General features: G+C 43.2%; 23 protein-coding genes. 16 read left to right on the plus strand and 7 right to left on the minus strand.

Going from position 1 to position 25,315, the window contains the following annotated elements; all coding sequences use genetic code 11:
- Nucleotides 1–74: 74 nt before the first annotated feature.
- Nucleotides 75–506, plus strand: a complete 432-nt coding sequence (locus tag D6V41_RS07260; protein WP_136250828.1) for a hypothetical protein — start codon at nt 75–77, stop codon at nt 504–506.
- 9 nt (nt 507–515) lie between these two features.
- Entirely contained in the window at nt 516–1,694 is a 1,179-nt protein-coding gene (locus tag D6V41_RS07265) for a flavohemoglobin expression-modulating QEGLA motif protein (protein WP_136250829.1), read from the plus strand.
- A gap of 80 nt (nt 1,695–1,774) precedes the next feature.
- On the opposite strand, the gene D6V41_RS07270 is transcribed toward D6V41_RS07265, so the two are convergent.
- Together D6V41_RS07270 and D6V41_RS07275 are read right to left on the minus strand one after the other, a co-directional pair.
- Nucleotides 1,775–2,380, minus strand: a complete 606-nt coding sequence (locus tag D6V41_RS07270; RefSeq protein WP_206663244.1) for a redoxin domain-containing protein — start codon at nt 2,378–2,380, stop codon at nt 1,775–1,777.
- Nucleotides 2,373–4,565 (minus strand): protein-disulfide reductase DsbD family protein, encoded by a 2,193-nt coding sequence (locus tag D6V41_RS07275; protein ID WP_136250830.1) that lies wholly within the window; start codon nt 4,563–4,565, stop codon nt 2,373–2,375. Before D6V41_RS07275 ends, D6V41_RS07270 begins: the two co-directional genes overlap by 8 nt.
- Nucleotides 4,566–4,588: 23 nt before the next feature.
- Here D6V41_RS07275 and D6V41_RS07280 point away from each other — a divergent pair, with 23 nt between their 5' ends.
- Entirely contained in the window at nt 4,589–5,164 is a 576-nt protein-coding gene (locus D6V41_RS07280) for a DUF4174 domain-containing protein (protein ID WP_136250831.1), read from the plus strand.
- A gap of 20 nt (nt 5,165–5,184) precedes the next feature.
- Here D6V41_RS07280 and plsB read toward each other — a convergent pair whose 3' ends face one another.
- Entirely contained in the window at nt 5,185–7,629 is a 2,445-nt protein-coding gene (plsB, locus tag D6V41_RS07285) for a glycerol-3-phosphate 1-O-acyltransferase PlsB (RefSeq protein WP_136250832.1), read from the minus strand.
- Nucleotides 7,630–7,759: 130 nt separating this feature from the next.
- Here plsB and lexA point away from each other — a divergent pair, with 130 nt between their 5' ends.
- From lexA to D6V41_RS07310, 5 genes are all read left to right on the plus strand, one after another.
- Nucleotides 7,760–8,383, plus strand: a complete 624-nt coding sequence (gene lexA / locus D6V41_RS07290; RefSeq protein WP_136250833.1) for a transcriptional repressor LexA — start codon at nt 7,760–7,762, stop codon at nt 8,381–8,383.
- A 545-nt stretch (nt 8,384–8,928) separates the two neighbouring features.
- Nucleotides 8,929–10,026, plus strand: a complete 1,098-nt coding sequence (gene coxB, locus D6V41_RS07295; RefSeq protein WP_136251159.1) for a cytochrome c oxidase subunit II — start codon at nt 8,929–8,931, stop codon at nt 10,024–10,026.
- 10 nt (nt 10,027–10,036) lie between these two features.
- Nucleotides 10,037–11,656 carry a cytochrome c oxidase subunit I gene (ctaD, locus tag D6V41_RS07300; protein ID WP_136250834.1) on the plus strand — a complete coding sequence of 540 codons (1,620 nt, stop codon included), beginning with the start codon at nt 10,037–10,039 and terminating at the stop codon, nt 11,654–11,656.
- A gap of 27 nt (nt 11,657–11,683) precedes the next feature.
- Complete coding sequence (locus D6V41_RS07305) at nt 11,684–12,337, plus strand: cytochrome c oxidase assembly protein (protein ID WP_168710983.1); 654 nt, start codon at nt 11,684–11,686, stop codon at nt 12,335–12,337.
- Nucleotides 12,338–12,370: 33 nt separating this feature from the next.
- On the plus strand, nt 12,371–13,261 hold the full coding sequence (locus tag D6V41_RS07310) for a cytochrome c oxidase subunit 3 (protein WP_136250835.1): 891 nt from the start codon (nt 12,371–12,373) through the stop codon (nt 13,259–13,261).
- Between the two features lie 14 nt (nt 13,262–13,275).
- On the opposite strand, the gene D6V41_RS07315 is transcribed toward D6V41_RS07310, so the two are convergent.
- A complete protein-coding gene (locus D6V41_RS07315; RefSeq protein ID WP_421907689.1) occupies nt 13,276–13,485 on the minus strand; it encodes a DUF2909 domain-containing protein in 210 nt (69 codons plus the stop codon).
- Nucleotides 13,486–13,511: 26 nt separating this feature from the next.
- Between D6V41_RS07315 and D6V41_RS07320 the strand changes: the two genes are divergently transcribed.
- The 6 genes from D6V41_RS07320 (at nt 13,512) to D6V41_RS07345 (ending at nt 18,186) form a co-directional block, all read left to right on the plus strand.
- Nucleotides 13,512–14,219, plus strand: coding sequence for an SURF1 family protein (locus D6V41_RS07320; protein ID WP_136250836.1), 708 nt, complete (start codon nt 13,512–13,514; stop codon nt 14,217–14,219).
- Between the two features lie 6 nt (nt 14,220–14,225).
- Entirely contained in the window at nt 14,226–14,786 is a 561-nt protein-coding gene (locus D6V41_RS07325) for a hypothetical protein (RefSeq protein ID WP_136250837.1), read from the plus strand.
- A gap of 21 nt (nt 14,787–14,807) precedes the next feature.
- The gene (locus D6V41_RS07330; RefSeq protein WP_136250838.1) at nt 14,808–15,791 is read left to right on the plus strand and encodes a COX15/CtaA family protein; all 984 of its coding nucleotides are present in this window, start codon (nt 14,808–14,810) and stop codon (nt 15,789–15,791) included.
- Between the two features lie 96 nt (nt 15,792–15,887).
- The gene (gene cyoE / locus D6V41_RS07335; RefSeq protein ID WP_136250839.1) at nt 15,888–16,784 is read left to right on the plus strand and encodes a heme o synthase; all 897 of its coding nucleotides are present in this window, start codon (nt 15,888–15,890) and stop codon (nt 16,782–16,784) included.
- Between the two features lie 73 nt (nt 16,785–16,857).
- A complete protein-coding gene (locus tag D6V41_RS07340; RefSeq protein WP_136250840.1) occupies nt 16,858–17,523 on the plus strand; it encodes an SCO family protein in 666 nt (221 codons plus the stop codon).
- Between the two features lie 33 nt (nt 17,524–17,556).
- Complete coding sequence (locus D6V41_RS07345; RefSeq protein WP_136250841.1) at nt 17,557–18,186, plus strand: GNAT family N-acetyltransferase; 630 nt, start codon at nt 17,557–17,559, stop codon at nt 18,184–18,186.
- Here the strand turns inward: D6V41_RS07345 and D6V41_RS07350 are convergent.
- Nucleotides 18,178–19,320: a polysaccharide deacetylase family protein gene (locus tag D6V41_RS07350; RefSeq protein WP_136250842.1), complete on the minus strand. Its 1,143-nt coding sequence runs from the start codon at nt 19,318–19,320 to the stop codon at nt 18,178–18,180. The two genes, D6V41_RS07345 and D6V41_RS07350, sit on opposite strands and share 9 nt — an antisense overlap.
- A 119-nt stretch (nt 19,321–19,439) precedes the next feature.
- Between D6V41_RS07350 and D6V41_RS07355 the strand changes: the two genes are divergently transcribed.
- Nucleotides 19,440–20,813 (plus strand): MATE family efflux transporter, encoded by a 1,374-nt coding sequence (locus D6V41_RS07355; RefSeq protein ID WP_136250843.1) that lies wholly within the window; start codon nt 19,440–19,442, stop codon nt 20,811–20,813.
- Between the two features lie 67 nt (nt 20,814–20,880).
- On the opposite strand, the gene nfuA is transcribed toward D6V41_RS07355, so the two are convergent.
- On the minus strand, nt 20,881–21,459 hold the full coding sequence (gene nfuA / locus D6V41_RS07360) for a Fe-S biogenesis protein NfuA (RefSeq protein WP_136250844.1): 579 nt from the start codon (nt 21,457–21,459) through the stop codon (nt 20,881–20,883).
- Between the two features lie 212 nt (nt 21,460–21,671).
- Here nfuA and D6V41_RS07365 point away from each other — a divergent pair, with 212 nt between their 5' ends.
- Nucleotides 21,672–24,350 carry a M14 metallopeptidase family protein gene (locus D6V41_RS07365; protein WP_241664458.1) on the plus strand — a complete coding sequence of 893 codons (2,679 nt, stop codon included), beginning with the start codon at nt 21,672–21,674 and terminating at the stop codon, nt 24,348–24,350.
- A 77-nt stretch (nt 24,351–24,427) separates the two neighbouring features.
- Here D6V41_RS07365 and D6V41_RS07370 read toward each other — a convergent pair whose 3' ends face one another.
- The gene (locus tag D6V41_RS07370; RefSeq protein ID WP_136250845.1) at nt 24,428–25,015 is read right to left on the minus strand and encodes a ComF family protein; all 588 of its coding nucleotides are present in this window, start codon (nt 25,013–25,015) and stop codon (nt 24,428–24,430) included.
- Nucleotides 25,016–25,315 lie beyond the last annotated feature (300 nt).

The following is a 25,315-nucleotide window of genomic DNA, read 5'->3' on the forward strand; positions in this document are numbered from 1 at the left end:
TTGTGTTGTAGCATCTAATATTATTTTAGCCAGAGCAAAATTGAAATGGCTCACATCATCATACGGAGATGATTATGAATATATACCTTGTGCAGTTTATAAACAGCTTAGTCCTTAGCTCAATTGTTTTGCTGTTTACTACTTTTCCTTCGCCCTCTAAAGCTAACATATCTCAATCAGAGCAATTCAAAGTGGCCGCAGACAGTTTGTGCACCAAAATGAAAACATGCATGCTCAATGACATCGCGCAAAACAAAGAAGAGTATCCACCGCAGATGGCGCAAATGATTGAACAGATGACACAAAATATGTGTGCATCATTTTATGAGTTTAGTGAGCTGCTAGAAGTAAATATGATTGACGAATACGGCAGCGCGATAAAATGCATACAGTCAGTCGAAAAACAATCTTGCGAGGCAATCAATGAAGGGCTAGAAACAGCTGAATGCAAAGCATTTGAAAAACAGCTATCGCAATATTCTAACGAAGACAAAGCGCTTCAGTAAGATTTGAGAATGCTCGATATTGATGCTTCGCAAAACCAATGTGATCAGGCTTTAGTGAAAATATCCCAATCCGTAAAAGATGTAGATGCTGCCTTGCACGCTGCAGTGAATGGAATCGAAATACTTGATGCCATCGCGCCAATCAATTACAAGCAGGAAAAAACCGCTTTTTTTGCGAGTAATTTTACGCATGATCCAAAGTTTGCTTACAAGCAACAGACCTTTGATGCGTTTGGGCTAAAACGGAATCTGTTTAATCTCCCTGTTGAGTCGATGGGCGATAGCGATTTGGTGCATCTCTATAAGGGAGTAATTGATAGCTTTATTGATAAAATTGACCAAGTGGCTTCAATTGGCACTCCAGAGTTTTTGTATAACTCATTTCGATACTTTGGTGAGCCGTCCGAAAAAGACATAAAGAATGCCGCATTTGTTTTGCACCTCCCTTACGATAAACCAACTCAGGAGGATTTGCTGGATGCAAATAGTATCGAGAAATATTTACGTAATTTTGCGCTTGAAATGGGCTATGAGCATAGCGTAAAGCTCGATGAAAATATGATTGCGAATGCATTGGTCTCTGGCACTACCGTAAAAATCAATACGCAGGCAAAGGTCAATAAAATTGATATGAAAGCACTTGCCCATCATGAGTTGGGTGTGCATCTGGTCAGCACGCTTAACGGCAGAAAGCAAGGGCTCAAAGTATTGTCACTTGGTTGTCCTGCAAATACCAAGACGCAAGAAGGACTTGCCATATTAAGCGAGTTTATGGCGGGCTGTTTAACTGTAGGACGACTGCGCAATCTTGCACTACGGGTGATGGCTGTGAGTTCCATGATCAAAGAGAGAAGTTTTAAGAATACCTTTTTGATGTTAAAAGAAGAATATTCGGCCTCAGAAGAACAAGCGTTTACGATTACTGCTCGCGTTTATCGAGGTGGAGGATTTACCAAAGATTATGTTTATTTGCGAGGCTTTCATGAAATGCTCAATGCCTTTGAACACGAGCCGACAGAACGTTTTAACCGACTTTTGTGTGGTAAAGTGGCTGTTGAATATCTCCCAGTAGTAAATCGACTCGTCGATAAAGGGTATCTGCTAAGTCTTGGCTACATCACGCCATCGTTTGTTGCCCCAAACGAAGCAGACAGTATTCAAACATTCATCGCGCATGCTATCAAATAAAGGCGCTTCAGTTAGTTTTAGGGGCCTTTGCTCGCACAACAAATTTATCGAGCAAAGGCTTAGAAACAGCTTACCAGACCTTAACTTTTATATTTAATTGAACATCCATAAGGCGGCGTTAGCGTATTTTTAACTGCTTCTCCGGCCAGCAATGCAGTCATTGCTTCGTCGACGTAATTGGTCGCTTTAGCAATATCCGACTGTTTAGTTGATTTAATGCTGTCTATACCGCCTGCATATTGCAGCATGCCTTGTGGATCAATAATGTACATATGAGGTGTGGTTTGCGCATCGTACTGCTTGCCAACGCTTCCCTCAGGATCAAATAAGACATGACTGGGCACAGCGTTACGCGATTCGCTCAAGGAATCGGCGGTCTGTGCATCCACATAGCCCTGTTTACCGGGCGCAGAAGAGATAATCGACAACCAAACTACGTCTTGTTCAGTATATTTGCGTTGCAGTGATTGCATGTTGTCACTGTCGTAATGCTTGACAACATATGGGCACTGATGATTTGTCCACTCCAAAACTACATATTGGCCTTTAAAGTCCTCCAGTGCGACATTTTCTCCTTTGGTATTTTGTAGAGTAAACGTAGGCGCAGGCTCTCCAATTGTAATGGAGGCAAGTGCACTCATACTGGCTAACAACAATACAAGGCTAGTCATAAAACCTTTAATCATTTTTAAGTTCCTCTTTAGCGTTAATAATGGCCTTACTTACCAAATCTGGTGTTAAGATTTGCGGTAAGACATTTACGTTTTGCGTACCGGAATAGACCACATATAGTGGTACACCCGCTCGTTTGTATTGCTTTAAATACCTTAAAATTTCCTGGTTTTTATTTGTCCAGTCACCAATCACATAATGCACATCTTCTTCTTTTAAAAGAGACTGTACCTGCTCGCTTGACAGGGCAACTTGCTCATTCACTTTACAGGTAATGCACCAATCGGCTGTCATATTGACAAATACCACCTGTTGCGAGGCTTTAAGTGCATTTAATTTTTCTTCGCTATAATCGACATGGTTTTTCGCGACGCTTTGACTATCTGAAGTGCTCGCATATTCATTTGTATTAACCATAAGCGATGAGGCACTTATTGGTAATATAATGCTTAAAAGTGCAAGTATATTAAAAGTAAAGCGAGCACCTTGGCCCTTTGCATGACCACTTAACCATATAAATAAGCTAAAGATCAGTAGACTGATAAGCAGTAAAAACTGGGCTGGAGCACCTTTTTGCCCAACATATACCCATGCTAACCACGCGACGCTTGCGAACATAGGAAAAGCCAGAACATGCTTAAAAGTTGTCATCCAGGCGCCGGGTTTAGGCAACAATGCACTCATGCGAGAAGATATAAATAAAAGCGTGATTGGAAGCGCAAACCCTATTGCCAATGCGTTAAATAAGATAAAGGTCACGTATGGCTCGCTGATTAGCGCGATACCCAGCGCTGCTGCCATAAATGGCGCGGTGCAAGGAGATGCAACAATTACTGCAAGTACGCCTGTGGCAAAGTGGGCACTCGCCCGTTCACCACTAACAAGGCTGTTGCCAATATTGGACATGCGGTTGCCGACTTGAATAACATCCAGTAGCACGAGCCCTATGAAAGTAAATAGAAAGGCAAGCAAGGTGACAACGAGGGGAGATTGCATATGAAATCCCCAGCCAATTTGTTCGCCGGTGGATTGTAGAATAATGATAATGAGTGCAAATGCATTGAAACAGGCAAGCACGCCAAAAAAGTAAGCGCTTTTATGAAAAAAACTTGGCGCAGTGCGGGTCAAGGATATCGCTTTTATCGATAACACCGGCAAAACGCAGGGCATAAGGTTTAAAATTAATCCGCCAGCAAAGGCCATTAGTGCATATATAAGTAAAGATGGGGCATCGATAGACGGCTTATCGAGATTTCTATCGGCAGAGTACGCAGCACTCATGTCATTTGATACAAGCGTAGAATTTATGCTCGCATCAAAGTAGATGCCTTTTTGCCCGTCCGATAATAGCCAGGCCAGGTTTTCTGCTTCCCCATTAAAGTAAGGCGACTTGGGTATAATAAATTGCCAGGCATCATCACTTTCAATCAAGCGCTGTTCCGCGGCATGCTTGATCACATCGCTTCTGAAAGGAAAAAGTGTGAGTTTGCTTAAATTTAATTCACCTAAACTCTGACTTTTTTCAACTTCTAAAACAATGTGCGTATCGTTAATTTCAAATTTTGCATTTACATCAGCTGGTTCAGGATTTGTGTATGAGTCAGGTAGCAAGCTTTTTGTATCTTCAAATAAAGCGGCATAAGCGCTCGGACGACTTTCAGACGCAATTGGCAAAGTGATAGAAAGTTGTGCGTCGCCTGGAATGCAGTCTTCTTTACAGACCAGCCAGCTCAGATCGCCGTTGATCGTTACAAGATTATCTTCAGCACTTTCTGTCAAAGTGCCGTCTGGCACAATATCTTGTGGAACGAAGACTTCTATCATCAAAAGATTGTCGGCTTCATATCCGTAGTTTACGAGGTGAGCGACAGGGATTGCCTTTGGAATTGGCCATTGGATATCGCCAAAGCTAATCTTGGCCGTACTACTTAGTTCAATAGATGGCGCTTCTCCGGAGTCTCCTGGATTGCGCCAATAGGTATGCCACTGTGGGTCGGGCTGTAAATATACGCCAATTAGCTGGGGACGTCCGGGAACAAGTGCGTTTTGTTCGCTCATAAGCGCAACTTGAATATGCGGTCCTTCACCCGTGTCGGAAATGCGAAAGCCGTTACTTTGCGCAACACTAAAAAAAGACATCGCCAATAAAAAAAGCGATATGACCAACAATTTCGTATACAGATAAAATTTCATGTTCATAAATAACTATTTAAGGCAAAACTATGAGACTTACGAAAAACGGTGCATGGAGGCTCAATCAAATTTTCTGTGCGAAGCGTTTTTCACTATTGGTAAGTATTGCGTTAATTATCTTCAGTTTGCTTATAACGCTTTCTAAGGTGTCACTTGCCAACGTCACTGAGCAAGAAGAAATAATAAGCTTAAACGATTTGCGGTATAAGGCCAGAGTTTTAATAATCGATGTTGATTCACAGAGCGAGCTAGGTGGATTAAAGAGCAGGATAAAAGACATCCAACAAGACTTAAGCGAAAGGCGATTGCTGCTGGCCCTTGTGCATGATACCCCTATGCATGATACCCCTGTCCATGATACTCCTGTCCATAATAACGACGCGCTTATACTGTTTGAGCCGTTTACAGAACAGACACACGCCTCAACAAAGCAACACGAAATCAGGCTGTCGATGCTTGAACTTAAGCAAGGCCTAAATGATCACAAGCTTGCCTTGATTGGCCTGGATGGCGGCACCAAGCATTACTACGATGATATCGACTTTGAGCAGGTTTTTTCAGACATCGATAAAATGCCAATGCGGCGCTCAGAAATTTTCAGATAGTCTATTGTGTCAAACATGACTTAACGCGCATCTTCAATTTGCGCTAAATGCTGAATAATTTCAGGCCAAACCAGTGGCATGATCGCGTCTTTAAGTGCCAAGCTGCTTTGAGAAAAAGAAAGTTCGCCATTATCCATGCTTTGGACATGTTTGTTTTCACGAAGGGCGTTTACAAAGCTAGCCAAAACATTTTTATCGTAAAATTCGGGTGAGTGCATACCAAAAAGTGCAGACAATCGCTCTGCTATCACTTGGCTTTGTTTTTCCAATTGAGCACGACCGATAGACTTTTCGCGTTCAAGTACATTTAACACGATTGCATATCGTTGCCAGGTTTCCTGCATCGCTCGGCTCAATAACCACGCGCTATGAAAGGTATCCTCTTTTGCATCGGGCGCTTGAATGTATTCACCGCTTTGAAGCAGCATCCCGCAATCGATAAAGTAGGTAATTAATCCGTCGACATAGTCGCGAGCAGCATCAATGCTTTGATGCATAAAGAACTCGCGCTTAAGTAAAGGAAAAAGAGTATCAACCAAGGCAAGCACGTCAGATTTTTTTAATTGTTTGTGTGCAAATACGGCTGTCATGATCAGAGACGGTAGCGAGAACATGTGCAAAATATTATTACGATAAAAAGTAAGCAGTACGGCATTGTCATTTTTAGGAGAAACCATACTGCCATATTTATCTTCACTTTGTTCAAAACGATTTAAAGCAAGCGTTCGATCTACAAGCGCAGCAGCTTCTTCATGAGGGAGAGTCGCATCTTCGCTATATGCAACCTGCTTAAACATTTTCAGATAATCATCAATTGAGCGAACCAATTCTTTTTTGCTCATAATTTGCGTTTTAGATGAAAGCAAACAAAGCGCAACCAAGGCTGTGCCGTTGAGCGCAGCCGCTCGGTTGATGCGCCTCATAATGCTATCAGCTAACTTGTTGACAACAGGTGTTAGCCACTTCGGTTTTCGATCATCCTCAGGCAGTGAATCACGCCAGTCAGAAACAGATTCGTCTAAAAATTGATTCAGTTGGATAGGCTCACCAAAGTTAACAAAGCCATGGCCGTAATTTTTTAATTTTCTGATGGCGGAGAACACCTGCGTTGGCGACTCTTTCTTTTTAGATTTGCCTTTGAGCTCTTTCATGTAGCTTTTTACTTCCATGACATGCTCGTAACCAATATAAACGGGCACAACAGAAACAGGACGGTTTACGCCTTTTGTAATGGCCTGTAGTGTCATCGCCAGCATACCGGTTTTAGGGGGCAGCAGGCGACCCGTACGGCTGCGACCGCCCTCGGGAAAATATTTCACCGAATAGCCCTTATTAAACAGAAGCTCCAGATACTCACGAAATACGGCGGTATAAAGTTTGTTTCCCGCAAAGCTGCGGCGTAAGAAAAAAGCGCCACAGCGCCGGAAGATACCGCCCGCTGGCCAGAAATTTAAGTTTATACCTGCAGCAATGTGCGGCGTCACCAGGCCCTCGTGATATATTACGTAGGTTAACAGTAAATAATCCATGTGGCTTCGGTGGCATGGTACATAAATAATTTCATGGCCATTACGCGCAAGTTCGCGGACGCGCTTGGCATGCCCGACATCGATTCCATCATAGATTTTATTCCAAATGCGCGTAAGTACCCGATCACCCAGACGAATTAAGCCTTCACGATAATCTGCCGCGATTTCGTCGATATACTCCACCGCGCGCTTTTTTGCCTCTTCGACACTTATGTTTTTGTCTTCAGCCTCTTCGTGCATCTGAGCTTTTACGCTTTCTGCCCCCAAAATTGAATTATAAAGGGTTTGTCTTTCTAAAAGCGTTGGACCACTTAAGGTTTGACGTTTGCGCTGAAAGTGCGTTCTGGCAACACGCACGAGCTTTTGGGCAATTTGCTTATCGGAGCCATGAAGCTGCGCCATTTGTCGAGTGGATACTGCTGGTGAATAGCTAACAAAATTGTCTCTTCCAAAAAACAGCACGATAAAAAACTTTCGAAGCCAGTTAGGAGAGGCTTTGATGGCCATCAATTGGGCAAAGCCACTTTTTTCTTTACCCGCAGAGCGACCCCATGAAATAAACACGGGCACTACCTGTAAATCAAGTTCTTTGTGCTGTCTGTGAAGTTGAAAATACTCGGTAAAAATATCTTCAATGGCGGTTTTTTTAACTTTGCGTGATAAAAGTCCTTGCGGCTCATCTAAAAAATAGCGCCGTTTGCGGGGTGTTCCCTCAATGATGATGTCTTCAAACGGATCAGGAAGACTGAGCGCTTTAGTTGATTTTTCAAGCGCCACCTGGTCGGTGAATGATTCTGTCTGCAACAAATAAATAATAGGTTTGCTACGGTCAATGCCCAGTTCTTTTTCGATATTGGCCGGTACACTTTTTACCGATACCAACCAACCCACCGCTTTTGACATGATGAATCGAAAGGCAGAACGAATAAACTGCATGACTGCTCCTAAATCTGAAATCAAAGCATATTATCGTGCTTTAAGCAGTTGAACGCAAAGTAAAATACAGTTGCGCTTTTAAATTAAGGCGATATACTCAAGCATAACTGTATAGAAAAACAGGCTGGTTATGCGTCCACTAACACCTCGACAAGAAGAAGTATTAAACCTTATCAAAGCAACCATGATTGAAACAGGTATGCCGCCCACTCGTGCTGAGATTGCAAGGCAGCTTGGGTTTAAATCGGCAAACGCGGCTGAAGAGCATTTAAAGGCGCTTGCCAAGAAAAACGTGATTGAGATTTTGCCTGGCACATCTCGCGGCATTAAATTAAATATCCCGCTTGAAGATGAATTGGAAGATGGCATCCCTTTAATTGGTAAGGTTGCGGCGGGCGAACCCATACTTGCACAAGAACATGTGGAAGCGCATTACAAAGTCGATCCTGCCATGTTTCACCCGGGTGCCGACTTCTTGCTTCGGGTTAACGGCATGAGTATGAAAGACATTGGTATAATGGACGGAGATTTGCTTGCGGTGCATAAAACAAACAATGTCAGAAATGGACAGGTTGTGGTAGCAAGAATTGACGAAGACGTTACAGTTAAGCGTTTCGAAAAGAAAGGCCCTACCGTTATACTCCACGCTGAAAACGAAGAGTTTGCACCCATTGAAGTCGATTTACGTTCTCAATTTTTTGAGATAGAAGGCTTGGCAGTTGGCGTTATTCGAGATAGCGTATCTTTAAATTAAGCGCTTACTTCTCTCATTTTTATCCATTGGGATAACGCAAGCTTATCCCTGATCCTCTTTAAGCGACACGCGCTTTATAAGCCCTACCATCCGTTATCCTTTTTCCAGTCTTTTGTATTCTTATCTTTGAAAACGATAGCAGTATTGTTGTTTGGTAGCGGTTTAATTAGCACCTGCTTGTGCAGTGTCTGATTATTTTGCGTCCGAAGCGTCGTCGCTCGGTTTAAAAAAATCGCCTGTAACAATAAATTCACAAAAAGGATTAAAAATTTTACTTTAAAATCTTTAAAATGATTAAAAAATCAGCAAACTAAAATAAAATTCGAATTAATTAATCAGTTTTTATATAAAAACACTAGACGCCAGTCTTTGTTTGATTAATCATTACACAGTTATTCACAAACTAGTAACACATGGTGTTATATTCTTTAACGAAATATCTAATTATTAAAACAAAAGAGTATACACAGAACCACGATTTTGGGAGTTAAAGTGTGAAGTTCTTGCAAACAGCTTTCGGTGCTTTGTTATTAAGTACCCCGATAATGTCTCTTGCGCAATCTGCCAGTGAGCGGTCCAATATAAATCTTCGACCAGGGGTGACAGACATCAGTCAGCAAGTGTTTGGCTTGCATATGATGATGTTCTGGATTTGTGTTGCAATTGCCGTCATTGTGTTTGGGGTTATGTTCTATGCCATGATTAAGCATCGCAAATCGGCAGGCGCAAAACCCGCTAATTTCCATGAAAATGTAAAAGTGGAGATAGCATGGACAGTTGTACCATTTTTAATTCTTATTGCGATGGCGGTTCCAGCAGCAAGTACCCTTCTTGATATGGAAGATGTAAGCAAGCCAGATCTAACAGTCCTTGTCACAGGCTCTCAATGGAAGTGGCACTATAAATACATGGATAATGACGTTGAATTTTTCTCAACGCTTGCAACGCAACCTGAGCAAATTCGTAACAAATTCACGAAAAGCGAGAATTATCTATTAGAAGTTGATCGTCCTCTCGTGATTCCAACCGGCAAAAAAGTGCGTTTTCTCATTACGTCAGATGATGTGATCCATTCCTGGTGGGTACCCGACTTTGCCGTCAAAAAAGATGCTAATCCGGGGTTTATAAATGAAGCGTGGACAAATGTAAATGAACCGGGTGTTTATCGTGGTCAATGCGCAGAGCTGTGCGGAAAAGATCACGGCTTCATGCCCGTTGTTGTTATTGCGATGGAGCCAGAAGAATATGAGGCGTGGATTGTTGAGCAAGAAGCCATCGCACAGCGTGCCCGTGAAGAAGAGCAGCGTTTGTTAGCTATGAATATGTCTATGGAAGAGCTAATGACAACAGGTAAACAAGTCTATGACTCAGTTTGCGCCGCTTGTCACATGCCAAATGGAGAGGGATTAGCGGGCGTCTTTCCTGCTATAAAAGGCTCTGCGATTGCCACAGGCGATGACCTCAATCCACATATCGATATTATTGTTTACGGTAAAGCGGGTACTGCAATGCAAAGCTTTGCCAAACAGCTCACAATGTCTGAAATTGCAGCCGTGATTACCTATCAGCGTAATGCGTGGGGTAACAACACAGGCGATATGGTGCAAGCCAAAGATATCAATGCCGTAATGAATGGCGAGTAGGAGAAAGCACATGTCAACAGCGACTGATACAGTAAATACCAATCCAGATTCGCATGGGCACGACAGTCATGACGACCATCATCACCATATTCCAAAGGGCTTGATGCGTTGGGTGCTCACCACTAACCATAAAGATATAGGTACGCTGTATTTATGGTTTGCCTTCATCATGTTTTTGGTAGGCGGCGCAATGGCGATGGTCATTCGTGCCGAGTTGTTCCAGCCAGGTTTACAGATTGTTGAACCAAATTTCTTTAACCAGATGACGACCGTTCATGGTCTGATCATGGTATTTGGCGCGGTAATGCCGGCATTCACAGGCTTGGCCAACTGGCTTATCCCAATGATGATTGGTGCGCCTGATATGGCACTTCCGCGAATGAATAACTGGAGTTTCTGGATATTGCCTTTCGCGTTCTTAATTCTATTGTCTTCGCTATTTGTAGAAGGCGGTGGGCCTGCGTTTGGATGGACCTTTTATGCGCCCCTTTCGACAACCTACAGCGGAGACAGTACAGCGCTCTTCGTGTTTTCGGTGCATATTATGGGGATCAGCTCCATCATGGGCGCAATCAATGTGATTGTCACCATCTTCAATATGCGTGCACCAGGCATGACCTATATGAAAATGCCCTTGTTCGTTTGGACCTGGCTAATCACTGCCTTTTTACTTATCGCAGTCATGCCAGTTTTAGCAGGCGTTGTCACCATGGTGTTAACTGACAAATATTTTGGTACCAGTTTCTTTGATGCTGCCGGTGGTGGCGATCCGGTCTTGTTTCAGCATATTTTTTGGTTCTTTGGTCACCCAGAAGTGTACATTATGATTTTGCCGGCCTTCGGGATCATTTCTCAAATTGTCCCTACGTTCTCGCGTAAAAAACTGTTCGGCTATGCTTCAATGGTTTATGCCACAGCCTCAATCGCCTTACTTTCGTTTATTGTATGGGCTCACCACATGTTCACCACGGGCATGCCTGTCTTTGCAGAAATGTTCTTTATGATTGCAACCATGATCATCGCAGTGCCGACCGGCGTGAAGGTCTTTAACTGGGTTGCCACTATGTGGCGAGGCAGTATTTCATTTGAAATTCCGATGCTGTTCGCCATCGCCTTTATTATTTTATTTACCATAGGCGGTTTGTCTGGGTTAATGCTCGCTATCACGCCAGTTGACTTTCAGTATCATGATACCTACTTCGTTGTTGCACACTTCCACTATGTATTGGTGACGGGAGCAGTGTTCTCCATCATGGCGGCCGTTTATTACTGGTTGCCAAAATGGACCGGACGTATGTTTGATATTACGCTGGCTAAATGGCACTTCTGGTGTTCGCTAATTTCAGTAAACGTTTTGTTCTTCCCAATGCATTTTGTTGGTTTAGCGGGTATGCCTCGCCGTATCCCTGACTACGCGCTGCAGTTTGCTGATTTTAACAAATGGATCAGTGTAGGCGGCTTTGCCTTTGGTCTATCGCAGCTTATCTTCCTGGCTCTGGTGATTAAAGCCTGTCGGAAAAAAGGTGAGAAAGTGTCTTCTCAAGTATGGGAAGGGGCTGAAGGGCTCGAATGGGAAATTCCTTCACCTGCGCCATATCACACCTTTGATACACCGCCGACGGTTAAGTAGAAACAGACTGATTTAGGTCACTGAGAAATGTCAGATAAGCAAATGCAAACCGAAGAGCAAACAAGCAAGGCAATAGAGGGACAGCCAAAAAGCAGTGCCTCTGAGCCTAAACACGGCAAAACGGTTGCAAAGCTACTTTTTGTAGTAGTGGGCATGTTTGGTTTCGGTTTTGCACTCGTGCCTTTGTACGAAGTATTTTGCGAAATAACAGGTATCAATGGCAAAACGAATGATGAAGCGGCCGTATATGTTCCTATTGATGTGGATACCAGTCGGACCATTACCGTTGATTTCATTACGCGCACAAATACAGGTATGCCCTGGGAGTTTGAAGCGCAAACAAAACGCGTCGAAGTGAATCCCGGTGAGATGGCTCAAGTCAGTTTTTACGTAAAAAATCCGGCGAGCAGAGACATAATTGCGCAGGCAATTCCCTCTGTTACGCCAGGTACCGCTGCTTTGTATGTGAACAAAACAGAATGCTTTTGTTTTAAACATCAACCTTTAAAAGCGGGCGACGAAGCAGTAATGCCGATGACGTTTTATATTGATCCGCAGTTGCCTGACAACATTTCGTTTTTTACCTTGCAATACACACTCTATGACATCACTGCAAACGCCGATGCCAGCGAAGTTGTAGCAATGTCTAACGCGCCAAATATCATAAATGCAAATAATTAAGCGCGAATTGAACACAAGCCTTTGGAGATAAACATGGCTCAAGATGCACCACAACAATACGAAAAATATTACGTTCCCGAACAAAGCGTATGGCCGATAGTCGGCGCCATTGCCTTATTTTTAATTGCAGTGGGCGCTGGAAATTATGTGGTTGAAGTCAGTAAGGACAAATCTGGCTACGGTGCGTATGTTCTGATTGCTGGTTTGATCACACTCTTGGTCATGGTGGTTGGTTGGTTTAAAAATCAGATTGATGAATCAATGAGCGGGCTGTATAGCGCACAATTAGGGCGTTCGTATCGCCAGGGTATGGCGTGGTTTATATTTTCTGAAGTCATGTTTTTCGCAGCGTTCTTTGGCGCGCTTTTTTATGCGCGCGTCATTGCGGTACCGTGGTTAGGAGGGGCTTCAAATAATGCGATGACCAATGAAGTGTTATGGCCGGGATTTGAAGCAATGTGGCCCCTTGTTTCAACGCCGGGTGGCACAGAAACCCAAGCGATGGGATGGTTAGGTCTTCCTCTCTACAACACTATTATATTACTTGTGTCATCAGTAACGTTACATTACGCCCATGTGGGGCTTGAAGAGAATAAACGCAAGCAGTTAACCTGGATGCTTGGTTTAACGATTTTGCTTGGCTGTATTTTTCTGGGCTTGCAGGGCTATGAGTATGTTCATGCCTATCGTGATCTTGGTTTAACCTTACAATCTGGCATTTATGGCAACACTTTCTTTTTACTTACCGGATTTCATGGGCTTCATGTCACACTGGGCACCGTAATTTTGATTGTATTGTTTTTCAGGGTGCTGAAGGGTCACTTTACTCCAAAAGAGCATTTTGCTTTTCAGGCGGGCGCATGGTACTGGCACTTTGTCGATGTGGTGTGGGTTATGCTTTTCTTCTTCGTTTATATCCTGTAAACCACTGAACGATATTAATAAGGGCGAGGGTTTGGTGTAATGATTCCGGTGGCAATAGCAATTAACATGAGCAGCACTATCACCACGGATGCCAAAACCCGGCGCCCAATAAATTTGCTCATCGGCTCTTGGCTTTCGCCTTTCAACATGACTCGCATGGCTTTATATAAATTGAAGATCATGAATATGAGTAATCCTGCAATTGTAATTTTGACTGCCAGCATCTGGCACGCTCCTTAAAGGTTTTACAGTGGTTCGCAGTAAGAACACGCTAACATTAATTGCCACAGTACTGGCTATCAGCTGTATTGTCATTATGTTTTTGCTTGGCTTTTGGCAACTGGATCGCAAAAGCGAAAAAGAAGCCAGGCTTGAGCAAATATCACAAAGGCAGGAGAGCAACCCTCTTCGCCTTGAAGACCTAATTGATAACCCCGAAAAATTTGTGGACTTTCCGCTTATGCTTACGGGTGAACTTTCAAATCAGACTTTTTTTATTGATAACAAGCTTAAAAATGGCGTTGCCGGATATGAGGTGCTTTCAACGCTAAGGTCTGATTATGGCGTAGTGTTGATCAACTTGGGCTGGGTGCCAGGCACAGGAGATAGAAGCCGTTTGCCAGAAATCATCCTGCCGAACACAAGCGAGCATTTGGGGCTTGTTTATGTACCGCAAGATAACATAATGGTATCTGAAACCAATTCCAATTATGGGCGCTTTCCCGTTGTATTGCAACAAATCGATATAGCAGAAATTGAACAACACCTTGGCGAAGACGTTTTGCCCTTTACTTTGCGACTAAATGCAAATGAAAGTACGCCATTTCTTCGTCAATGGGAAGTGGTGAACATGCCCCCCGAACGCCATTTAGGCTATGCAATACAATGGTTTGGCTTAGGTGTTGCCGGGCTGACTGTTTTTTTACTTACTATCATGAAATCCATGCAGAGGCGCTAGAATTATATGGCATCAAGCAATAAAAATAAGATTAGTTTTATCCTGCTCATTATCGTCTTTATTGTGCCGGTTGTGCTTGCAAAATTTGCGCTTGAGTACGATTGGTTTAATAAAGCCTCTACAAATAGGGGAGAATTGCTTGAGCCTCCATTAAATGCCGAGATCCTGCTAAGTGAGGCACAGCGAAAATGGCATTTTTTGTATGTTGTTCCTGAAACCTGTGACAAGGCCTGCGAAAACGCCATCTTAAGCATTAATCAGGTAAAGACTGCTGTAGGTCGTGAGATGGACAGAGTAAATGCCGTATTCATAGCTACACAAGATAGCGATCAAAAAGCATTGGAAAAAATAGCGGAAATAAGTGCCACGCAAGTGTTACAGAAAGAAAAAGAAAGTGTAAATAAAGTGTTTAAAGATGTGGGCGTTAGTGCTATTTTTATTGCCGATACGTTGAACAACGTGGTGCTTCGTTACCCTAACACTGCAGATGAACAGCAGGCCATTATGGATAGCCGGGATATGCTTGCAGATATGAAGAAACTTTTGAAGTTATCGCGCATAGGTTAAGCCAGAGGAAGAATAATAAAAATGAAAAAGCTGGTGCTGATAAGTATTTTTTTAGCTCTTTTTGTCATTGTACTTGGAGCATATACGCGCTTAACAGATGCAGGTTTAGGTTGTCCGGACTGGCCAGGTTGCTACGGTCATGTGTTAGTGCCTCAGCAAGCGCATCATATTGAAGCGGCCAATCAGGCGTTTCCAGAGCGACCTGTAGAAGCTGAAAAAGCGTGGAATGAAATGATTCATCGTTATTTTGCAGCTGCTTTAGGCTTTATCATTTTACTGATTGCTTTTTCAGCCATTATTAATAAAAACAAAGGACAAATTGCCCCCTTTAAATTACCCATATTGCTACTGCTGCTTGTGATATTTCAGGGAATGCTTGGCATGTGGACGGTAACACTAAATTTACTGCCGGTGGTTGTTATGGCGCATTTGCTCGGCGGATTTTCAGTGTTGTCGGGCTTGTTCATTTTGTATTTGCGAATGACGCCCTATCGGATACCCAACGGCGACCCTGCCATGCGTAACTTGGCAAAGTTTGGTGTGATAGGTATTGTCATACTCGTTTGGCAAATCGCATTGGGAGGCTGGACCTCAGCGAATTACGCTTCACTGGTGTGTACTGAATTACCGATATGCGAGGGTGACTGGGTCGGCAAATTAGATTTTGCAGGCGCTTTTAGTGTACCTGCCGCTGAGAATTATGAATTTGGTGTACACAGCAATGAAGAGCGTGTGACGATGCATGTGCTGCATAGATTTGGAGCCATCATTACAATCGCCTATCTTTGTTGGTTAGCCTTTACTATCTTCAGGCAATCAAGCTCAGCCTTAATGAAGCGGCTAACCACCATCATGCTTTTTGTGCTCACTGTTCAGGTTGCTTTAGGCATTAGCAATGTGGTCTTTATGCTTCCCTTAACCGTTGCAACCATGCATAACGCTGTTGCAGCCTGTTTATTGTTAAGTATGGTTTTACTTACCTACACCATGTACAGAAAGCATTAAATGGGTTTGCATAGAGCTACCCAATAAATAGTTTATATTAACAGATTTTTGCCAAGTGAATGGCTAATTACACATTAGATACGAGAGGATAAGTAGATGAGACAATCTCTGAGCGCCAGCGCCAAATTAAGTTCATCTGCGTCATGGCGCGACTATTATGAACTCACAAAGCCAAGAGTGGTGATGCTTTTACTGCTTACTGCACTTGTGGGTATGTGTCTGGCTACGCCTACTTGGGTAGATCCTGTCGTTCTGACTGCCGGCATGTTAGGCATTGGACTTCTCTCAAGTGCTGCGGCAGTAATTAATCATGTGGTTGATCATAGAATCGACAGCATAATGGCTCGGACCTTTAATCGACCGGTTGCCAGAGGTAAAGTGTCACCTAAGCGAGCGCTGCTGTTTGCCGCGACTCTAGGCGTAGTGGGATTTGTGTTGTTAGCCGCATTTGTAAATATGCTAACGGCTTGGCTAACCTTGGCCAGTTTAGTGGGTTATGCAGTTATCTATACCATGTATTTAAAGCGCGCCACGCCCCAGAATATCGTTATAGGTGGCTTGGCGGGGGCTGCTCCGCCCTTACTGGGATGGACCGCTGTCACGGGCGAAATTCATGCATACGGTCTTTTACTCGTACTGATTATTTTTACCTGGACTCCCCCTCACTTCTGGGCACTGGCTATTCATAGAGAAAAAGACTACGCAAAAGCAAAAATACCGATGCTACCCAACACGCATGGCGTTGAATTTACTAAAACCTGCGTGGTTTTGTATACGCTTTTACTGTGCGCAATCTGCCTCTTGCCTTATTTAACGGGAATGAGTGGTCCTCTCTATTTAGTCGGCTCCAGTTTACTGAATGCTTACTTCATGTTTATGGCTTTAAAGTTAAAGTTCAAACCAAGTGAGACCACGGCAATGGATACATTTAAGTTTTCTATTTTGCACTTAATGCTATTATTTGTTGTCTTATTGGTGGATCACTACATTTAGCTTAAGAGCTTGTGATAAAAGATAAAGCCAAACGCTGTTGAAGTTAATGAAAGCTTGCGCATAAGAGGAAACTATGTCGAACAAATGGGTTGGAATTATTGCTTTTGTTGCCTTGCTGGTGGGTATTTATGGCGCTTTGGTGATTGCTCCGCCAGACTTTGAGGCGCAGGACAAACCCTTATCTGAACAAACTCAATACCTGAGCTGGTATCCACAAGCGCGTGCGTTGAGCGATTTTAATCTTACCAAACACGATGGCAGCGATATGTCTAAGGCAGATCTGCAAGGAAAGTGGACGCTTGCTTTTGTGGGCTATACGTTTTGTCCGGATATTTGTCCGGTAACGCTTGCTGAAATCAACAGTGTTTACCCTCAGTTGCAGTCTCATGTTAGCAAGACACCACTGCAAGTCTGGTTTTTATCGGTAGATCCTCAGCGCGATACCGTAGAACGATTAGCGGAATATGTCAGCTATTTTAATGATGACTTTGTGGCCTCAACAGGCGAGCACAAAGAGATTTTTCCGCTGGTGAGAAGTATGGGAATGATGTATTCGATCTCTGACTCTACTGATGACCCAAACTATTTAGTGGATCACAGTGCGTCAATTGTCGTAATTAATCCTCAAGGCAATATCATTGGTCGATTCAAGCCTCAGCATACGCCTGGAGAACTGGCTATAAGCGATGTTGACCAAGTGCTAGCCGATATGCCGATATTGCTAAGTTCGTCTTCTTAAGCAGGAGCTTAGGGTCAATGCACGGCACGAATAATGTTTATTGAGCTTCGAAAGGGGCGCCCTGAAGATGCTCCTCACTTGGCTCCACTGATATTATCTTCTGCTGAAACTTTACTTGCTTACGTGTTTGGCGCTAAAACCGAAGCGCTCGATTTTTTAGCGAAAGCTTGTGCCGCGAAGGACGGACAATATAGTGCGCAGCGGCATGTTGTTGCAACTGATGCCCCTGCAGGCAAAACACAAGAGAGTGATTCAAGCTTGGTTGTCGCCTGTATGAGCCTGTGGCACAGTAAAATGCCCAAAGAATTTCAGCAAGCAACCTTGCAAAGCCTGACAAATTTTCTAAATAGCCAGCAGCTCGCTCACATTATTCACGCTAATCGCTTGCTCGAAGCCTTGTTTTTACCGCCATTAGAACATGAACTTTGTATTGGTCACTTATCAGTAACAGCGCAATACCAAGGTAAGGACATAGCAAGCAAGTTACTGGCTTTTGCGCTTAGAGAGGCCAAGCATCTTGGCAAAACTCGTTTAGTGTTAGACGTAGAAACGAGCAATGAGGCTGCCATCAGCTTTTACCAAAAATGGAATTTCATCTCTCTTAAGGAGAAAAAGTTTACACCCACGCAACAAGTTTTTGTTCGTATGCAGCGTTCAGTCTAAATATTTACCTTCTTTGGTGGGCGTAAAATAAGGCATCGAGTACCAGTAAAAGCGTCCAGATGATTGCTTACTTGGTGCGGTACAGTTAATTCTTATCCTGCCAGGACTAAAGCGATGATCAACTTCTATTTTTGCTACCTTTCCCTCAAATTTGGCCTCGATACGCTCACCTTTAAAGAAGCAGGCAAGCTGCGCAACGTTTACATCATCTGAATGTTCTTTTAATTGTAAGGTGAATTCGCTTATTTCTTTGTTTAAAGCTTGCTGATTACTTGCGGGACTGAAGGCTTGCACCGGCATAGATAAAGCGCGCATCTTTACACTAAGCGTATCCAGGTTTGCATAAGAGCCTGATGCTGGAAACCGCGGTAGCGCGCTAAAGTCACTGTGCTGGCTGACTACGCCAGATTGCTGACCAAAACTGACATAGCCCTCTTTTGTCAATGCATTCTGAAGGCTTTGGTTAAACTCTCCGAATGGATAAGCCAAATATTTAAGGCTGTATCCTAGTTTTTTACTCAGGATTGACTCTGCCTGATTAATATTAGCCATAACCCGCTCTAACCACTGTGATTCTGATTCGCCTGCCTTTTTCTCTAATAAATGAATATGATCCATTGTGTGGTTAGCAAAATCAGCAATGTCTTCCATCTCTTCTATTTGCTCCCAACTCAGCTCTGAAGGTGAGCGACTGATATTTTCGGGATTGATAAAAATGGTGTAGGGAAAGTTATAGCGTTTGAGTACCGGGTGTGCATTTTCGTAAATGTTTTTAAAACCGTCATCAAAGGTAATGGCGATAGCCTTATCTGGCAGGCTGGTATTTGATCTAATGGCTTCAATAGCATCTTTTAAAGGCACAACGGTATGATGTTCACTAATGTATTTCATGTGCTTTTCAAAGGTCTCGGGAGAAACAGATGTTACCTCCGGCGTGCTTTTGTCTACATGATGGTATTGCAAAATCGCAACTTGAGGTGAGTGCGTGCTTTGCTTTTCGCTTTGTTGACTGTCATTTTGAAGCGCTTCTGTCGTAAAGGCAGACTCGCTGAAAACAGCGAGTATGCACAAAATAAAAAGTTGCGCAGTTTTAAATGCATTATTCAGGGTCATGTTTGATGTTCGCGTTTTCATTAAATTTTATTACTGAGTATATCAATTTACGAAAGTTTGTTTATGATGGATGCACAAAAAAAAGAGCAAAGGTTTGTAAAGGCACTTAAAGCCCGCTTTTCGTATTTAATGGATTAAAGATGATTCTACTCGCCAAGCCTCAAGCGCATAGAGCGCTTTTAAGCATTGCTTTTCCACTTATTCTTGCCAACATTACCACGCCAATATTAGGTTTGGTGGATACGGCTATTCTCGGCCGAATGGATGGTATTCACTACCTGGCCGGTGCTGCCATCGCTAGTCTGATATTAACGCAGCTGTACTGGATTTGTGGTTTTTTGAAAATGTCGCTAACTGGGCTTAGTGCTCAAAGTAAATCTAAATCTGACGATGAGCGGCTTCGTGTATTAATGCAAGGTGTTTATCTTGCTTTTGTGCTTGCATGCTTGATTTTGCTCTTTCAAAGCCCCGTTTTGCAGGCGGGACTCTGGTTTGCAAAAGCTCAAATTGCTGTCGAACAGGCTAGCGAGGCGTATTTTTACGTAAGAGTATGGGGAGCACCTGCAGCCCTAATCAATCTTGCGATTGTCGGCTGGTTAATCGGTCAACAGCAAGGGCGACTGATTCTTTTGTTGCAAGTTTTTGTCAATGTATTGAATATCATTGCAAGTTTAATCTTCGTTTATGTATTTGACTGGGGTGTGCAAGGCGTTGCCGCGGGCACCGTTTTGGCAGAGTACTCGCTGCTTTTGGTTTCTCTTGTTTACATAAACAAGGCGCTAGTAAGGCTTTATTTGAGGCGCGTTTGGCTAAATTTTACCGGTCTTAAACCGCTTTTATCGCTTAACTCAAATATTCTCATTCGTAACTTGGCGCTGCAATTTACACTGGCTTTTGTGACCTTAAAAGGCGCGCAATATGGGGCACAAGCTGCGGCCATTAATGCAATACTCATGCAGTTTTTCGCGCTTATTGCACTAGGTTTAGACGGCATTGCCAATGCGGTAGAGGCCTTGGTTGGCGAAAAAGCGGGAGAAAAGGCCGGTGAAAAGACTGACAAAGTACATTCAATTTTTCCTATGCAAACCCACCCAAATGAAAATGCAGTCGTAAAACAAGTTCAACTGGGTATTTTGTATTCCACACTCGTTGCAATTATTTACAGCGTGATCTTTTTTGTTTTCGGTAGCGCCATCATACGTTTATTGAGTGACCAGGCAGTTTTGCTCGATGCTATGCAGGCATATACTTGGATTATTATTTTATTACCTTTGATTGCGCATTGGTGCTTCTTATTTGATGGGGTTTACGTGGGATTAACGCAAGGAAAAACGATGCGTAATAACATGCTCATCAGTACTTTTTTCGGCTTTTTGCCCGTGTACTATTTGCTTGAAAGCACGACCAATTTGGAAAATCAGGCAATTTGGCTTGCGATGTTTTCATTTTTAGCTTTCCGCGGTTTTGGACTAGCGTGGCATTTTGTGCGCGTACTTGCGCCCAAATACAATTAATAACCACAAAAAAACGCGCTTGGATTAGCGCGTCTTTGAACATGATGAAACGTGTAAAGTGCAAACGTTAATAGTAGCTGTGTTCACCAGCTTGGTGTTCTGTGGCGTCTTTAACGCCTTTTATCTCACCGGCGAATAACTCAAGCAATTGCTTTTCAATGCCGTCTTTCAGGGTAACATCAACCATTGAGCAACCATTACAGCCGCCGCCAAATTGCAAAATAGCATTACCGTCTTCAGTGACTTCTGTTAACACAACGTGCCCACCATGGTTTGCAAGCTGTGGATTGATCTCAGATTCAATTACATAATTAATACGATCAATTAAAGGGGCATCATCTGCGATTTTGCGCGCTTTAGCGTTGGGTGCTTTAAGCGTTAATTGCGAGCCCATTTGATCGGTAACAAAGTCAATTTCCGCTTCTTCTAAAAATGGCGCACTTTCGGCATCCACAACGGCATCAAATCCATTAAATTCCAAGCGAATATCGCTTTCTTCAACCGCTTCTGGTGGGCAGTAAGACACACCACACTCTGCTTTTGATGTACCAGGATTGACAACGAACACCCTTATGTTGGTGCCTTCAGTTTGTTGCGACAGCAGCTTTACGAAGTGCTGCTGCGCCGGTTCAGAAATACTAATCATGACGACCTCCGAATTCATAATGTGCTTATGATAACAAAGATTACCCGAGTAAAACACTCAAGTATTCATCATTTTTCATCTAATTAAGAATAAGTGGCGTAGTATTATACTTTTTGGCTATTATGAGCCACACTAATGTCAGCAGATTGATAAGCAACAGGCCTTGCTCATGCTGCTTTCAACCCCTCATTTTAATAATAAAAGGGCGAAGCATGTCTAGATTACGTATTACTCCCGATAAACCCTATCTTAAAATAATGCACAAATTAAAGTGCTCTGTGTCTTTATTTATGGTGATGCTCATCAGCATCACCAGCAGTGCGAGCTTTGTGGCTTTTGCTGTAGAAGACGACTTAGCGTATTTGCCAGCAAACCAAAATTATGACCCAAGCATCCCCAAACCAGAGGATATTTTGGGTTATCCTGTGGGTACATGGCATGTTCGTCACGATCAGTTAGTCAATTACATGTATGCACTCGATGCAGCGTCTGATCGCGTTTCGTTGAAAGTCACAGGCTACACGCACGAGCAAAGACCTCTTTTGCTTTTAACAATAACTGACCCAAGCAATCACTCAAATATTGAAAGCCTGAGACAGAACCATATTGCACGCTTAAAAAGTGGAGAAGCTGCAAGCACCGAAGATCCTCTGGTCATTTATATGGGGTATAGCGTGCATGGAAATGAGCCCTCAGGCAGTAACGCATCTTTGCTGATTGCCTACCACTTGGCGGCTTCACAAAGCGATGAAGTTAAACAGCTTTTAGCAAACAATATCGTACTGCTGGACCCATCTCTCAATCCTGACGGGCTGGCTCGCTTTGCACAATGGGCAAATATGCATAAAGGCTACAACGTAGTCGCCGATCCTGCCCATCGCGAACACCGTGAACACTGGCCATCAGGCAGAACAAACCACTATTGGTTTGACTTGAACCGAGACTGGCTATTGCTGACTCACCCAGAATCGCGGGCGCGAATCGAACAATTTCACGCGTGGCGTCCTCACATTCTAACGGACTTTCATGAAATGGGGACAGACAGTACCTTCTTTTTCCAGCCAGGTATTCCCTCGCGCAAAAATCCATGGACCCCTGAAACAAACGTGACGCTTACTAATTCCTTAGGTGAGTTTCACGCAGCCGCTTTAGATGCGAACAAAGAGCTTTATTTTACCGAAGAAGCATTTGATGATTTTTACTATGGCAAAGGCTCAACGTATCCTGATGCTCATGGCAGCATCGGCATTTTGTTTGAGCAGGCAAGTAGTCGAGGACATGCCCAGGAATCCATCAATGGTTTGCTTGAGTTTCCTCGTACCATTCAAAATCAGGTAACGACTTCGCTATCGACGTTTAAAGGCGCAATGGCAAATAAAGCCGCGATAGCGGCATATCAGCGCCAATTCTATCGCGAGACGCAGTCGTTGATTGATGATGACGATACGCATGGTTTTGTTGTTAAAGCGCCTAAAGATGAGGCTCGATTTGCGCGGATGTTATCCATTTTAACGCAACATCAAATCGAATATCGCGTGCTTTCGAGCGATGCCGATTTTGAGGACAGACAATACTCAGCAGGTGAAGCGATTTATATCTCGCTTGACCAGGCACAATACCGTCTTATTCGTTCTTTGTTCAGTGAGCGCAAACGCTTTGTCGATAACACCTTTTACGATGTGTCAAACTGGAATATCGCCAAAGCCTTTAATCTTGAATACACGGCTGTGAGTCAGTCGCAACGTCGTAAAATAAAAACCAATGATCAGTCATGGTCAGACGCCAAGTCACAAAAGCAGTCGTATAAGGACAGTCAACTTGTGCCCAATGCATACGCGTATCTCTTTGAGTGGCATAGCTCAGATGCACCTGCAATGTTGCAGTATCTACTGGAAAATGACATAAAAGTTCGCATTGCTGGAGATAGCTTCAGCGCTAAAACGCTTTCGTCTAATCAAATGACAAATGAGGACAGTCAACAACAGGCAAACAAGACCCTGAGTTTTGCTGCGGGAAGTGTCATGATCCCTGTTGGTTTGAATCAAACGGATAAGCTCATTTCACTGCTAGAAACTGCGCAAAAAGGGTTTGATATTAAGGTGCATAGCATTGCTTCTGGACTGACGCCAAGTGGAATTGATTTTGGCAGTCGCCAGTTTGCGCCGGTCAATTCAGTAAACGTATTGTTGGTAGGTGGCAAAGGTACTTCACAATATGAAGTGGGAGAAATTTGGCATTACTTGGACACGCGAGTAGGCATTCCTGCCACTCTGATTGATTTGAGCGATCTAGACAGAACAGAGTTGTCGCGGTATTCGCATATTATATTTGCAAGCGGTCGTTATAACGACGTTGACAAAAAAGCCGTGGACAGTCTTTCAAATTGGGTTAAAAATGGCGGTATATTAATAGGACAAAAAAGCGCTGTTAGCTGGTTTGCAAAAAATGGCTGGTTGGAAAACAAGGTCCTGGCCGATGATGCAATTGACGCGGAATTTTCAACAGAGGGTTTGCAATATAAAGATAGAATGGACTTAGCGTCTCAAAAACGCGTGGCTGGAGCAGTATTTACGGCAAATGTTGACCTGAGCCATCCGCTGTTTTTCGGATTTGAGAATGCAAGTTTACCATTTTTTAAAACAAGCAATATGGTGCTCGAAGCAACTAATAATCCCTTTACTGAGGTGGCGAATTACGTCGAGAAACCGCTTGCCGCAGGCTACGCCTCAGATCAGATGGAAGCACTCATTGCTAACTCTGCAGCAGTGGTTGTCAATCCGAACGGTAAAGGTCAGGTGATTGCTTTCGTTGATAATATTCACTTCAGAGGATATTGGGACGGAACGAACAAACTTATGTCTAATGCTATATTTATGTCACCTCTGCTTTAATTTTTATCAGATGCGTTTTTAAAATGCTAGTAAGCGCCGACCAAGTTCGGCGCTTTTTGTTTACTATTACTATACATTTATCTTTTCGGAGATGGTGCTATTGCCATCGCCCATACCGATATATGTACATCCGGGTATACCTTAACAATCGCTTTACAGGCTTCGTTTATGGTTGCGCCGGTTGTAATCACATCATCCACTAAAACAATATGTTTGCAGGATATGGGTCTGCAAAGCGCAAACGCGTCAAGCGTGTTATTCAACCGCTCTTCTCTGCCTAGCTCAGTCTGTTTCTTTGTGTTTTTAATTCGTTTAAGCGCATCAAAATGTCTGATTTTGCTCATTCTGGATAATGAGCGACTTAACAATCTCGCTTGATTGTACCCGCGTTTTGCGTAACGTCGGTTTGATAAGGGGACCGGCACAATGGTATCGGGGATATCCTCAAACAGCGATATTCGAGCAAATACGAATCGCATAAAAAAAATGGCAAGCACCTCAGCGACAAGCGGTTTGTTGGCAAATTTTAACTGGCTTATTAACTTCTGTAATAGTTCTCGATATTCTCCTAAAACAAATAATTGTTGATAATAAGGCGCTATCAGGTAATCAGCATAAGCAGGTTGGTCGAGCACATTCATGCCGGGACTGGCGAAATGAGGCAACGCGCAATCTTCAATACAATAGCGACAGACCAGTTGCGAACTTGACTGCTTACAAATATAGCAATGCTTATGAACTCTCCACGATTGAAAATAGTTGTCTAAAGCATCTCGTACATTCGAGAAACAAATCATATATTTTCGCTACACTTTCTTATAAGCTCCTGCTATCGATACTAGGCCAATTTATGGAAGAATTCGCCTGCTCCTAAGTATGGATTAAAAGTATAGATTAAAAGTATGGATTAAATTTTTTCTAACAGATGTTTATATCATTCAATTTGCTTAGCGCCCCAAAAAACA

The sequence above is a fragment of the Ningiella ruwaisensis genome (assembly GCF_004798935.1).
Classification (GTDB): domain Bacteria; phylum Pseudomonadota; class Gammaproteobacteria; order Enterobacterales; family Alteromonadaceae; genus Glaciecola; species Glaciecola ruwaisensis.